The organism is Herbaspirillum rhizosphaerae, from assembly GCF_001189965.1.
In the GTDB taxonomy this organism is placed as follows: Bacteria; Pseudomonadota; Gammaproteobacteria; order Burkholderiales; family Burkholderiaceae_D; genus Herbaspirillum; species Herbaspirillum rhizosphaerae.
Genome location: NZ_LFLU01000001.1, coordinates 356,222 through 368,777, shown reverse-complemented (window position 1 = coordinate 368,777; position 12,556 = coordinate 356,222). Strand labels below are relative to the sequence as shown.

Sequence of the window (12,556 nt, the reverse complement as noted above, 5' to 3'; positions counted from 1 at the left end):
ACCTCGCCTATTCCGTTTTCCCCGCGCCGCCACCCTCTGTTATTTGTTTCTGCACGGCGGCGCACCCTTTTTACGTACCTGAAGTGGCCTTATGAAACTCTCATTCCAAATTGAAGCAGCATCGCTGAACGTCGACATCCATACGCTGATCATCGCCGGCTGGGCCGGTCGCGACATGGCCGCCATCGAGCATCACATCGAAGAACTGGCCGCCCTCGGCATCCAGCGCCCAAGCGCCGTCCCGCTGTATTACCGCGTATCGAGCAACCAGCTGACGCAATCGACGGCGGTGCAAGTGCTGGGCGCCGAATCCTCGGGCGAAGTAGAGACCTTCGTCTTCAACGCCGGCGGCGAACTGTACGTCAGCATCGCGTCGGACCACACCGACCGCAAGCTGGAAGCGCACAGCGTGGCCTTCTCCAAGCAAGCCTGCGTCAAACCCGTCGCCGCTTCCGCGTGGAAGCTGGCCGACGTCGCCGACTATTGGGACGAACTGGTGATCCGCTCCTGGATCCAGGAAGACGGCAAGGAAGTGCTGTATCAGGAAGGCACGCTGGCCAGCCTGCGCACGCCGCAAGACCTGATCGCGCGCTTCACCGGCGGCAAGCAGATCCTGCCGGAAGGCTGCGGCATGACCTGCGGCACGGTCGGCGCCATCGGCGGCATCCGCCCTGCGACTTCGTTCACGATGGAATTGTTCGACCCGCGCCGTCAGCGTGCGCTGCGTCATTCGTATGAGGCAGAGATCCTCGCAGAAGTAGCCTGATCCCGACTCACTCTTTTCCTACCAAGACATGATTCCAAGCCTGCATCAACAAAGCGAAGAACTGCGCAAGGACAACAGTTCCTCGCTCGAACTGACCGAGCTCGCGCTGCAACGCGCCGCGGCCGCCGACGGCGAAGGCGCACGCGTCTTCACGCGTCTTTATGCCGACGCCGCACGCGCTGCCGCCAGCGCTTCCGACACGCTGCGCAGCGCCGGCATCGTGCGCTCGCCGATTGAAGGCCTTCCGGTCTCGATCAAGGATTTGTTCGACGTCGCCGGCGAAACCACGCTGGCCGGCTCAGTCGCCTTGCGCGGCTATCCGGTCGCCACCGAAAGCGCGGTCGTCGTCAAACGCCTGATCGCTGCCGGCGCCGTGATCGTCGGCCGCACCAACATGACCGAGTTCGCCTACTCCGGCCTCGGCATCAATCCGCACTACGGCACGCCGCGCAACCCGTGGCAGCGCGATGCAGATGGCGGACGCATTCCCGGCGGCTCGTCATCGGGCGCCGCGATTTCCGTCACCGACGGCATGGCGGTGGCCGGCGTCGGCTCGGATACCGGCGGCTCGCTGCGTATCCCGGCTGCGTTCTGCGGTATCACCGGCTTCAAGCCGAGCGCGCGCCGCGTATCGATGCAAGGTGTGCTGCCGCTGTCCGAAAACCTCGACTCCATCGGCGCCATGGCGCCGACCGTCCTGTGCTGCGCCATGATGGATGCAGTGCTGTCAGGCGAAGAATTCGTCGCGCCGGTGGCGCATCCGCTGCGCGGCTTGCGCCTGCTCTACCCGACCAATGTCGTGCGCGACGGCATGGATGAGCACGTTGCCGCCAGCATGCAGACTGCCGTGGCAAAACTGGCTGCTGCAGGCGCCGTGGTCGTCGAACAGGACGTGCCGGCCTTCAACGAACTGGCGGCCATCAACGCCAAGGGCGGCTTCACCGCAGCCGAGGCGTGGACCTGGCATCGCCAGCTGATCGCCGAACGCAAGGAGCACTACGACCAGCGCGTGGTCTCGCGCATCCTGCGCGGCAAGGACATGAGCGCGGCCGACCTGCTCGACGTGCTGCACAGCCGTCGCCGCTGGATCGCCAAGGTGGAGCAGCAACTCGCCGGCTACGACGCCCTGCTGATGCCGACCGTGCCTATCGTCGCGCCGAAGATCGTCGACCTGCAAACCAGCGACGACGCCTACTACGCCGCCAATGGCCTGATCCTGCGCAATCCGACGCTGATCAACTTCCTCGACGGCTGTGCGATTTCCCTGCCATGCCACGCTGCCGGAACAGCGCCTGTCGGCCTCAGCCTGGCGGCTGCCGGCGGCAACGATCATCGTCTGTTGTCGATTGCGTTGGCGGTGGAGACATTGCTGAAGCAATGACGCCCGTGATGTAATGTGACGTGATGTGAAACCTGGTTCCGCAGTGAAAACGGCTTGCAGCAATGCAAGCCGTTTTCATTTTGTGGATTGAGGCAGATCTCGCCGGCAGCAATTCCTGCCGCCGGACTGTCGCTGAATCTAGCGGCCATCCTCGCGAATTCCCGCCGGAACGTGGTTGCCGGTACGAAAAGGCGATATTTCATCGCACGGCTCCGTCCCTCGCCGGTGCAACCGATACGATCGCCACGCTGCTGTCGTATGACGGACAGGCTCTGACTTAGCGGACTACGGGGAACAATGAACTCTTGTGCGTCTGCCGTTCAGCGGCTATATTACGCACGTCGAAAAAGGCAGACTTGGTGTGGTCCAGCCCAGGTCCTTCCGCAAGCGGAAGCTCTGTCCATGCCCGTGCATGAGTCCCACGACGAATAACGACGCCATCCAGGCGTTCTTTGTTCGTCCGTGCGGTTCTCAAGACAATGAACCGTTCTGGTCGAACGACCATAGAGGAGTTGTCATGCACGATGCATTTATCTACGATGTCGCCATTGCCGGCGGCGGTCCTGTCGGTTTATTCCTGGCTTGCGAGCTGCGCCTCGCCGGTCTCTCCGTGTTGGTGCTGGAGCAAGCCGAAGATCCACAGTCCCCGTTGAAGCAGCTCCCTTTCGGGATGCGCGGCCTGTCCATCCCCACTGTCGAATCTTTCTACCGGCGCGGCTTGCTCGAGGCGCTAAAGGCGCCGCCACATCGGGACGGCGCCACGGCCCCCGCTGCGCATTGGATGCAACAGCCTCGTCCGGCAGGAGGCCATTTCGCCGGCATCCAGTTTTATCGCGACAACATCGACAGCACGAAGTGGCCCTGCCTGCTGCCGGGGCCGGCCGATGCCGGCATGGTCAGCACCATGGAACATGTCGAATCCGTATTGGCCGCCAAGGCCGAGGCGATGGGGGTGGACATCAGGCGCGGACTGGGCGTGGAACGCTTCGAGCAGTCGCATGAAGAGGTGACGATTCACGGCGGCGGCCTGACCTTCCGCGCGCATTGGCTGGTCGGATGCGATGGCGGCCGCAGCGCCGTGCGCAAGCTTGGCCGCTTCGAGTTCATCGGCACCGAACCGGAATTCACCGGCTATTCCACTGAAATCGAGATGGCCGATCCCGACAAGCTCGCTCCGGGGCGCCATTACACGCCTGCGGGAATGTATACCTGCCAACCGCCCGGCACCGTCGCCATGGTCGATTTCGACGGCGGCGCGTTTCACCGCACGCAGCCGATCACGCGGGAGCACGTACAGTCGGTATTGCGGCATGTCTCCGACACCGACGTCACGGTGACGGCGCTCAAACTTGCCAGCACATGGACCGACCGCGCCTTTCAGGCAACGTCTTACCGCAAGGGCCGCGTGCTGCTCGCCGGCGACGCCGCGCATATCCATTCTCCGCTGGGCGGACAAGGGCTCAACCTGGGATTGGGCGACGCCATGAATCTCGGCTGGAAGCTGGCGGCCACCATTCGCGGCGACGCGCCGGACGGCTTGCTCGACAGCTATTGCGCGGAGCGGCATCCCGCAGGCGAGCAAATACTTGACTGGTCGCGCGCCCAGGTCGGCCTCATGCGGCCGGGGCGGAGTTCACGCGCACTGGAAGCGATCATCCGCGACCTCATCGAAACGCGCGACGGCGCGACCTATTTCGCCGAACGTGTCTGGGGCCTGTCGCTGCGCTACGAGCTGGGCGACGGCCATCCGCTGGCCGGCCGCAGCGCTCCCGACTTCGCTCTCGGCGACGGCAGCAGGCTGGGCGACTATCTCCGCAACGGCCAGGGGCTCATGCTGGACTTTGGCGCCGGCAAACCCTTGCAAGCGATGGCAGAACGCTGGAGCGAGCGCATCGCCTATGTCGCAGGCAATGCCGCGAACACGCTCGGCTTGTCCGCCGTACTGGTGCGCCCTGACGGCATCGTCGCCTGGACCTGCGAAGGTGAACCCATCCCGGAAGAAGCTGCCCGGGCCGCTGCGCGATGGTTTCGCGAAAACAGGAAACAGGCGATGCAGCAAGACCGGGCAGACGACCGGGCGGCAGCTCCTTGACAAATACTGGCATATGCAATTAAATTATAAATACTTGCATATGCACGTATATTCAACAGTTTCCCGTGCGCATGCTTCACCGCCGCGCCTTCGGCAAATGACTCAGGAGAAATGCCATGCCCTACTTGCAACTGGACGTCAACGACAGCTATCCCGTCGATGTAAAGAAAGCACTCGCCAAAAAAATGGCAATCACCTATGCCGATCTCATGACGGTCGACATTCGCCGCATCAGCATCGCCATTCGCGAAGTCGGACAGGGAGGCGTCTGGAGAACGGTGGACGGCGATCCGGTTCCCGTTTCCGTTCTGATGTGCGACATCCGCAAGGGACGCACGCCGGAACTTCGCATGGAAGTCGCCAAGGCGCTCTGCGCCGATTGCATCGACATCCTCGGCCTGCGCGAAGACCGGCTGAATGTCGAATTCACACAGCACTCGGGCGACGAGATGTATCACCCGACGCTGGGCGGCTTCAGCCCCGAATGGTCCGAGAACGAAGCATGATGCGGCGGGAACAATCCATGAACTCAATCGGAGGTAAGCCTTGACCCAGCAAAGCGCCAAGGATCCACTTGTCTGCAACGGCGCCGCGCTGCGCAAGGCCAGCCGCCGCGTTACCCAGTTATACGACGGCGTGCTCGCGCCGTGCGGGCTGACCATATCCCAGCGCTCGGTTCTGGTCCATGTCCAGCGCGCAGGCGAACCGACCATGTCCGAACTGGCGTATGCGATGGTGCTTGACCGTTCCGCGCTGGCCCACAATCTGAAGCCGCTGGAGCGCGAAGGCTATCTGGTGCAGACCAGGGATGCGAAGGATGGACGAAGCCGCCGCGTCGCCCTGACGCCATCGGGCCGCGCCAAGCTGAACGAAGCGAACCTGCTGTGGCGCAAGGCCCAGGCCCGTTTTGAAAAAACCTATGGGCCGGATCGGTCGCAAGCGCTGCGTTTTGCGTTGGCGGATATTTTTTCCGACGAATTCGCCGAGGCCTTTTTGCAAGACTGAGCAGGAGCGGCGCTGCTTCACAGGGCCAGCGCCGCTCCCGCCGAGGTGCGCTGTATCGCCTGGGGCGATTGTCCGAAGGCGCGCAGAAAGGCCTGCCGCATACGCTCCCGATCGCCGAATCCGGTCTCGCGCGCAATGACTTCGATCGGGTGGCGGGTGGTTTCCATCATCAGCCGCGCGGCCTCCACGCGCAGGCGCTCAATCGCCTTGGCGGGAGACTGTCCGGTCTCTTCACGAAACACCCGGCTGAATTGACGCGGACTCAGTCGTGCAACTTCCGCCAGGTTTTCCACCGAGAGATCGCTGCCGAGATTTTCCCTTGCATGCGTCAGCGCCAGCTGCACGCGGTCGGACTTGGCATCCAGCTCCAGAAGCGCCGAGAACTGCGACTGTCCGCCGCCGCGCCGCTGATACACCACGAGCTTGCGCGCGACCATGCGCGCCGTGTCCAGACCGAAATCCTTTTCCACGATGGCCAGCGCAAGGTCGACCCCTGCGGTCATGCCCGCCGAGGTCCAGATTTGTCCATCCACGACAAAGATGCGGTCTTCGTCCAGCAATACATTGGGGTATTGTTTTTTAAACTCCTGGGCATGAAACCAATGCGTCGTTGCGTGCTTGCCTTCGAGCAGCCCGGCGGCGGCCAGCACGATCGCGCCGGTACAGATTGCGGCGACACGCCGGCTCTGGCTCGGCGCATCGCGCAGGTATTCCAGCAGGCTGGCAGGCGGAAGACGGCACTCATTGTCGCCGGCCACGATGAGCGTGTCGTAGGTCGAATCCCGCAAGCGATCCGTGTTGACGGAAAAGCTCTGGGACGTCATCACGGGGCCGCCGTCTTCGGACACCAGGCGAAATTGATACGCCCGCTCGCCGCGAAAGAGATTCGTGTATTCGAAGACGCTCGCAACCGCGAGGCCCAGCGCCTGGAAATTCGGGTAAACAACGAGTCCGACGGTATGCATGAATGTCTCACTGAAATTGACGTAATACCTTGAATATAGCGTAAAAAAGACATTCAAGAAGAATTCGTAATTCGGGCCAGACGAAACCACCACAAGCTTGCATCAAGGAATTATTTGCGTCAGCACGCCATCATGGAGGTATCGTCAAGACAACAATTTTATGACCTGAATCATTGCATCTACGTCATTGAGGATATCCGGCTTCAACGTCAGAATGACCTCCTGTACCCGGCATCCCGCCCGGTAAACATTCTGAAAGAGAAACTGCCATGACCTCCTCCAATACCTCCCTCAAAGGCACCGCGCTGATCACCGGCGCCTCCGCCGGCATCGGCGCCGTGTACGCCGACCGCCTGGCCAAACGCGGCTACGACCTCATCCTGGTGGCGCGCAACGCCGACCGCCTGCAGGCCCTGGCCGCCCGCCTGACGGCGGAAACCGGCCGTTCCGTGACGACCATCGCTGCCGACCTGAACGACAAGGCCGATCTCTCCCGCGTCGAAAACGTCCTGCGCGACGACAAGCGCATCAGCATGCTGCTGAACAACGCTGGCGTCGGCTCGGTGGCGTCGGTGCTCGATAGCGATGTCGACGACATGGAAGCGATGATTTCCCTGAACATCACCGCGCTCACTCGCCTGACCTATGCCGTGGCGCCGGGCTTTGCCGCCAGGGGCTCAGGCACGATCATCAACATCAGCTCGGCCGTCGGTATCGCCGTCGAGGCGCTGAACAGCGTCTACAGCGCGTCGAAGTCCTACGTTCTGAGCTTCGGTCACGTGCTCCAGCGCGATCTCGCCGACAAGGGCGTACGCATTCAGACCGTGTTGCCGGCAGCCACTGCCACCGAATTCTGGGATGTCGCCGGCTATTCGAAGCAAAAGGAATCTCCCAATACGATGACGGCGGCAGACCTGGTCGATGCGGCGCTGGCCGGCCTGGATCAGGGCGAACTGGTCACCATCCCGCCGCTGCACGATAACGAGATCTGGGCGCGCTGGGAAGCGGATCGCCGCGCGTTAAGCGCGAAGTTCGGCAACGCCAAGCCGGCTCCGCGCTATGCCGTCTCGAGCGGCAAGGCTTGAGTCCCTCATTCACACAGGAACAGAACATCATGAACATTCTCAAAATCGGCGCCGCCATCGTGGCAATGGCGACCAGCTTCGCCCTTCCCCCTTCCGCATCGGCGCAATCACGCGGCAAAGTGCTGGTGGTCATGTCGAGCGCGCAGGAACTGGATCTGCGCGACGGCAAGAAATACGCGACAGGCTACTACCTCAACGAATTCGTCGTCCCTTATCGCAAGCTGGTGGAAGCCGGCTACGAGCCGGTCATTGCCAATCCCAAGGGCGACCTGCCTGTCATGGACGCCAACTCGAACAACAAGATGTTCTTCGGCGGCGATGAGGCGGCACGTGCTGCGGCGGAGAAATACGCGCAAGGAATCGAACAACTCAAACATCCCAAGACACTGGCCTCCGTTGTGGCAGAAGGAACAAGCGGCTATGTCGGCCTGTTCATTCCCGGCGGCCACGCACCGATGGCGGATCTGCTGAAGGATCGCAACCTGGGCAAGATCCTTGCGAACTTCCATGAGAGCCATCGCCCTACCGGCATCATCTGCCACGGACCGGTTGTCCTGCTGTCCGCGCTTCGTGATCCGGATGCCTTCGTCGCGTCGATGATCGCGAACGACGGCAAGGCCAACGCGCTGGCGGCGGGATGGCCATACGCCGGATATCGCCTGACGGTGTTCTCCACCGGCGAAGAGCAACAGCTCGAAGGTCCGTCTGGTCTGGGCGGCAACGTCCAGTTCTATCCGGTGAATGCCTTGGCCGAAGCCGGCGCACATGTCGACACGCTGGCAAACTGGCACAGCAATGTCATCGTGGACCGCGAACTGATTACCGGCCAACAACCGATGTCCGCCCCGGAATTCGGCGACGTCCTGGTCAGGCAGCTGAATGCCCTTCGTCGCTGAATTGTGCTGAATCAGCCTGATCGAAGACCGGTGGAACCTGCCACCGGTCTTTTTTTGCCTGTACCCATCCGGGCCGGGAAGCAATGTCGCCTTCTTATCTGCAGAGATAGGCCAGAAGAATGGAGGATTGGGCAAGCATCGCGCGAGCTCAAATCCTATACTGCGACAGACCATGCCGCAGCGTTGCATCATGATTGACGACAAGCATCGTTTCCGTGCGCGGACGCTGATTTCGGCAGGCTATTTATTCATATTCGGGAGTACAGATTGAGCGATATCGCATTTTTAGGAATGGGCGCCATGGGTTCGCGCATGGCGCTGAACCTCCTCAAAGCAGGACATCAGGTCACCGTCTGGAATCGCAGCCCGGCTGCCGCGGCTGAACTTGTCTCCCTCGGCGCCAGGCAGGCCGGCACCCCGAAAGAAGCCGCCCGGGGAGCGGCTTTCGTTTTTGCCATGGTCCGCGACGATGCGGCATCCCGCCAGGTGTGGCTGGATCCGGAAACCGGCGCCCTGGCGGGAATGGCTGCAGGCGCCGTGGCGATCGAAAGTTCTACGCTATCGCCGGACTGGGTGCGCGAGTTGGGTAACGCGGCAAGCAAACACGGAGTGTCGCTGCTGGAGGCGCCGGTCGCCGGTTCGCGCCCGCAAGCCGAGGCGGCGCAACTGGTCTATCTGATCGGCGGCGACCAGGCGACCTTCGATCGCTGCGAACCCCTGCTCAAGGTGCTGGGCTCTGCGCTGCATCTGGTCGGCCCCTTAGGCACCGGCGCGCTGGTCAAGCTTGGCACGAATGCCTTGCTCGGCATCCAGGTCACGGCGCTGGCCGAACTGATGGGCATGTTCCAGCGCAACGGCGTAGACGCCTCGAGCGCGCTCAACGTCATTGGACAAACCGCGGTCTCCAGCCCGGCTGCGCGGCAGATCGCCGGCCTGATGCTGGCAGAGGACATTTCGCCGCGGTTTCCGGTAGAACTGATCGAGAAGGACTTCGGCTATGCGCTGGAGGCAGCAGGATCCCGGGAAGCGGCGCCGACTATTGCCGCAGCCAGACAGATCTTCCAGGAAGCCATGCGTAAGGGATTGGGCCCATCGAACATGACCAGCGTCGTGCAATTGTTTGTCCGATGAGATGACATGCGCGGAAATGAGAGGAAATAAGAAGAAGTAAGCTCGCTTCCGCATGGCCGGCCGCTCCGAGCCGGCCGGCAAGCAACAAGGAACAAGCAGCGGGCTCTTGCAGAGAAACTTCGCGCTATTTTTCAGGCCGGATACAATATCCCGCGCTCTGATACGTCTACATGGCTATCCCAGCCTTACGCGCCTGTCCTCCCAAGAAAGAAAACATGACTACCGCAACCTCCGCTCCACCTGCCCAGTTCTCCCGCTACCAGAAATTCGTCGTCGGCATGCTGGCCTTCCTGCAATTTGCCGTGATCCTCGATTTCATGCTGATGTCGCCGCTGGGCGCCGTGATCATGCCGGCCATGCAGATTGCGCCCAGCCAGTTCGGCCTGGTGGTGTCGGCCTATGCATTCAGCGCCGGCATCTCGGGCCTGCTCACCGCCGGCTTTGCCGACCGCTTCGACCGCAAGCGCCTGTTGCTGTTCTTTTATACCGGCTTCATCCTCGGCACGCTGTGGTGCGGCGTGGCGCAAAGCTTTGAAAGCCTGCTGGCCGCGCGTATCGTCACCGGCCTGTTCGGCGGCGTGATCGGCTCCATCGTGCTGGCGATCTCAACCGACCTGTTCCCGCTGAGCATGCGCGGCCGCGTGATGGGCATGATCCAGACCGCCTTTGCCGCCAGCCAGGTGCTGGGCATTCCGATCGGGCTGTATCTGTCGAATCGCTGGAACTGGCATATCCCTTTCCTGGCGATGGCCGGCCTGGGCGCCGTCGGCGGACTGGTCGTGGTCTGGAAAATGCAACCTGTTGCCGACCATCTGAAAATGCCGAGCGAACACAGCGCGTGGATGCATCTGTTCCACACCGTGACCGAATCGCGCTATCTGATGGCGTTTGCCACGACTGCCCTGCTGATGACCGGCGGCTTCATGCTGATGCCGTTCAGCAGCGCTTATCTGGTGGCGAACCTGGGCATTGATCTGCACCATCTGCCGTCGGTGTATCTGATCACCGGCTTGTTCACGATTTTCATCGGACCGATGATCGGCAAGGCGGCGGACAAGGTCGGCAAGTTCCGCGTGTTCCTGTTCGGCACCTGCCTGTCCATCGTGATGGTGCTGGTCTACACCCATCTGGGCCGTGTCACGATGCCGGTGGTGATTTTTGTGAACGTCGTCCTGTTCCTGGGGATTTTCTCGCGCATGATTCCGTTCCAGGCGCTGGTGTCGTCGGTGCCTGCCGCAACGCAACGCGGTTCCTTCAACGCGATCAGCGCATCGATCCAGCAGTTGTCGGGAGGTCTGGCGTCAGTGGTAGCCGGTCATATCGTCGCCTTCAGCCCGGACGGCCAGTTGCAGAACTTCGACGTCATCGGCTATGTCGTGGTCGGCACATCGCTGGTGGCGTTGACGCTGGTGTGGCGTCTGAGCCGCGGGATCCAGCAACGGGCGGCGCTGGCAGCCAATGCTGCGCCCTGAGGAAGAAAAACCGGGAGAAACTCAGAGTTTGCCGGCGGCGACGTCGGCATCCACTGCCTGACGCGCCACGGTGATGGCGTGTTCTTCCGCTTCCGTTGAGCTGTTGCCGCGGAAATCGTCGCAAGTGGCACGGCGGAACGGCACCGGATTGTCGTTGCGATGCAGCTGATAACCGCCGAGCCAGGAGCCGTCGCGCTGTTCCAGGCTACTGGTGCGGATGAAATAGCCCTGGTGCTCCACCGCATCGCCGTCAAGCATGGCATCGATCAATGCGCGCGCGAATGCGGCGCCGGCAGCTTGCGCCGCCCCCACGTTGGCGAACGGCGCGCCCTTGATATTGGGATAGATGTCGTCGCCGATATGCACGGTGCAGGCCACGCCGCCCTTGTCCGAATGAATGCTGTCGAGCACGGTGATGTGTCTGCCACGATAGTCCAATCCGTACTGCGCCATGTACCCGCCTGAAAATGATAATGAGAATAAAGGCATCGTAGCATATGAGACTACCCCGGCATGCGGGCGATCGAAGCAGTCATGCACTTTGCCAGTTCCGCTCCTGCAGACCAATCGATTTGAATGGGTCGACAAGGGTTCCCGCCACCATCGAAGCAAGAAGCTGTGGACCAGGAGAAACTTTCGAAAGCGGCGCAACGAACCGATCTCGGATAAATGGCAGCAAGACAGAGTCGGATTGATAGAAAGGCGTAAATGCCGCAGAGAGCGCCTGGAAGGTTTGGACGTGCATCCGGCGCGATGCGGCGTAGCGCGAGAGTGCGCTGGCGACATCAGGCGACCGCGTCAACGCGTGACTTAACGCGCGCGCGTCAAGCAATGCCATATTGGCTCCCTGCCCCAGTTGCGGGCTCGTCGAGTGCGCAGCGTCGCCGATAATCGCCAGACATTTTCCGGCCGGCGTCGGCAACGTATGATGGCCGTAACGCGCCAGTGTCATGTCTTCAAAACTGTGGATCTGATTAAGATAAAACTCGCACTCGGGCCAAAGCTTCCAGATACTGTCTTTCCAGTTTTGAATTCCCTTCTCGCGGAGTTTTTCAAGCTCGTCGGGCTTGGTGCTCCAGAAGAACGCCGTCATCCCTGGCGCTTGCGGTGCCGGCCTGCCGATGGGCAGCACACCGATCATCGTGGACGCCCGCTGATAGCGCTGCACCAGCGAAGTATTACCTGACGCACTTTCGGGAGCTTGCAATGAAGCCCAGAATGCACCGTAAGGCAGTGGCTTGGGTTCGCGAGGCTGCCGGGCATGTCGCTTGATCTTGGAGCGAGCGCCGCTTGCGTCAATCGCCAGATCGAACGGCCCGATACGTCGCCCCGTATTCGTCAGCAACCATGCACGATCCCCGCTGATATCCAGATCGACGATATCAAGACCGGTTTCGATGGCGATGCCGGCCTGTGCTACGGCCTGATACAGGACATGAAACAGCGCAGCGCGATGCACGGCGATACCGAACCGGCCACCTTTGATCGCGGCATAGCGCACATCCAGCACCGTCCGGCCAGACAGCGCGTCGAAGCCGCAGAGGCGATCAATGCGATTGCCCAACGCTGCGATTTCATCGAACAGTCCCAGATCATCCAGCACCGTGAGACCGGTCGGTTGCAAAATCAGGCCAGAACCGATCGGCGCCGGTTCGATGAACCGTTCAAATAAAGTGACGCGATGACCTGACTTCTGCAAATACAGTGCGGTGGCTAGTCCGGCCGGGCCGGCGCCGACTATCGCAACGTCCAGTTGTTTCATT

General features: G+C 61.6%; 12 protein-coding genes. 9 read left to right on the top strand and 3 right to left on the bottom strand.

Annotated elements, in window-relative coordinates; all coding sequences use genetic code 11:
• Window positions 1-91 precede the first annotated feature (91 nt).
• The 5 genes from AKL25_RS01605 to AKL25_RS01585 all read left to right on the top strand — a co-directional run bounded on the left by AKL25_RS01605 (window position 92) and on the right by AKL25_RS01585 (window position 5,244).
• Window positions 92-766 (top strand): DUF2848 domain-containing protein, encoded by a 675-nt coding sequence (locus AKL25_RS01605; protein ID WP_050475882.1) that lies wholly within the window; start codon window positions 92-94, stop codon window positions 764-766.
• Window positions 767-794: 28 nt separating this feature from the next.
• Window positions 795-2,147, top strand: coding sequence for an amidase (locus AKL25_RS01600; RefSeq protein ID WP_050475881.1), 1,353 nt, complete (start codon window positions 795-797; stop codon window positions 2,145-2,147).
• 517 nt (window positions 2,148-2,664) lie between these two features.
• The gene (locus tag AKL25_RS01595) at window positions 2,665-4,239 is read left to right on the top strand and encodes an FAD-dependent monooxygenase (protein ID WP_050475880.1); all 1,575 of its coding nucleotides are present in this window, start codon (window positions 2,665-2,667) and stop codon (window positions 4,237-4,239) included.
• Between the two features lie 116 nt (window positions 4,240-4,355).
• Window positions 4,356-4,745 carry a tautomerase family protein gene (locus tag AKL25_RS01590; protein ID WP_050475879.1) on the top strand — a complete coding sequence of 130 codons (390 nt, stop codon included), beginning with the start codon at window positions 4,356-4,358 and terminating at the stop codon, window positions 4,743-4,745.
• A 40-nt stretch (window positions 4,746-4,785) separates the two neighbouring features.
• Window positions 4,786-5,244 carry a MarR family winged helix-turn-helix transcriptional regulator gene (locus AKL25_RS01585; RefSeq protein ID WP_050475878.1) on the top strand — a complete coding sequence of 153 codons (459 nt, stop codon included), beginning with the start codon at window positions 4,786-4,788 and terminating at the stop codon, window positions 5,242-5,244.
• Between the two features lie 17 nt (window positions 5,245-5,261).
• Here AKL25_RS01585 and AKL25_RS01580 read toward each other — a convergent pair whose 3' ends face one another.
• On the bottom strand, window positions 5,262-6,209 hold the full coding sequence (locus AKL25_RS01580) for a GlxA family transcriptional regulator (protein ID WP_050475877.1): 948 nt from the start codon (window positions 6,207-6,209) through the stop codon (window positions 5,262-5,264).
• 269 nt (window positions 6,210-6,478) lie between these two features.
• Between AKL25_RS01580 and AKL25_RS01575 the strand changes: the two genes are divergently transcribed.
• From AKL25_RS01575 to AKL25_RS01560, 4 genes are all read left to right on the top strand, one after another.
• Window positions 6,479-7,294, top strand: a complete 816-nt coding sequence (locus AKL25_RS01575; RefSeq protein WP_050475876.1) for an SDR family NAD(P)-dependent oxidoreductase — start codon at window positions 6,479-6,481, stop codon at window positions 7,292-7,294.
• Window positions 7,295-7,323: 29 nt separating this feature from the next.
• On the top strand, window positions 7,324-8,190 hold the full coding sequence (locus tag AKL25_RS01570) for a type 1 glutamine amidotransferase domain-containing protein (protein WP_050475875.1): 867 nt from the start codon (window positions 7,324-7,326) through the stop codon (window positions 8,188-8,190).
• Between the two features lie 267 nt (window positions 8,191-8,457).
• Window positions 8,458-9,321 (top strand): NAD(P)-dependent oxidoreductase, encoded by an 864-nt coding sequence (locus tag AKL25_RS01565; RefSeq protein ID WP_050475874.1) that lies wholly within the window; start codon window positions 8,458-8,460, stop codon window positions 9,319-9,321.
• Between the two features lie 215 nt (window positions 9,322-9,536).
• Window positions 9,537-10,793 carry an MFS transporter gene (locus AKL25_RS01560; protein ID WP_050475873.1) on the top strand — a complete coding sequence of 419 codons (1,257 nt, stop codon included), beginning with the start codon at window positions 9,537-9,539 and terminating at the stop codon, window positions 10,791-10,793.
• A gap of 21 nt (window positions 10,794-10,814) precedes the next feature.
• On the opposite strand, the gene AKL25_RS01555 is transcribed toward AKL25_RS01560, so the two are convergent.
• Both AKL25_RS01555 and AKL25_RS01550 read right to left on the bottom strand, forming a co-directional pair.
• Window positions 10,815-11,246 carry a hypothetical protein gene (locus AKL25_RS01555; protein WP_050475872.1) on the bottom strand — a complete coding sequence of 144 codons (432 nt, stop codon included), beginning with the start codon at window positions 11,244-11,246 and terminating at the stop codon, window positions 10,815-10,817.
• A gap of 79 nt (window positions 11,247-11,325) precedes the next feature.
• Entirely contained in the window at window positions 11,326-12,555 is a 1,230-nt protein-coding gene (locus tag AKL25_RS01550) for an FAD-dependent oxidoreductase (protein WP_050475871.1), read from the bottom strand.
• Window position 12,556: the final 1 nt, after the last annotated feature.

Coding starts and splice junctions, on each gene's coding strand:
- AKL25_RS01605 (WP_050475882.1), top strand. CDS start 92: ATGAAACTCTCATTCCAAATTGAAGCAGCATCGCTGAACGTCGACATC.
- AKL25_RS01600 (WP_050475881.1), top strand. CDS start 795: ATGATTCCAAGCCTGCATCAACAAAGCGAAGAACTGCGCAAGGACAAC.
- AKL25_RS01595 (WP_050475880.1), top strand. CDS start 2,665: ATGCACGATGCATTTATCTACGATGTCGCCATTGCCGGCGGCGGTCCT.
- AKL25_RS01590 (WP_050475879.1), top strand. CDS start 4,356: ATGCCCTACTTGCAACTGGACGTCAACGACAGCTATCCCGTCGATGTA.
- AKL25_RS01580 (WP_050475877.1), bottom strand. CDS start 6,209: ATGCATACCGTCGGACTCGTTGTTTACCCGAATTTCCAGGCGCTGGGC.
- AKL25_RS01575 (WP_050475876.1), top strand. CDS start 6,479: ATGACCTCCTCCAATACCTCCCTCAAAGGCACCGCGCTGATCACCGGC.
- AKL25_RS01570 (WP_050475875.1), top strand. CDS start 7,324: ATGAACATTCTCAAAATCGGCGCCGCCATCGTGGCAATGGCGACCAGC.
- AKL25_RS01560 (WP_050475873.1), top strand. CDS start 9,537: ATGACTACCGCAACCTCCGCTCCACCTGCCCAGTTCTCCCGCTACCAG.
- AKL25_RS01555 (WP_050475872.1), bottom strand. CDS start 11,246: ATGGCGCAGTACGGATTGGACTATCGTGGCAGACACATCACCGTGCTC.
- AKL25_RS01550 (WP_050475871.1), bottom strand. CDS start 12,555: ATGAAACAACTGGACGTTGCGATAGTCGGCGCCGGCCCGGCCGGACTA.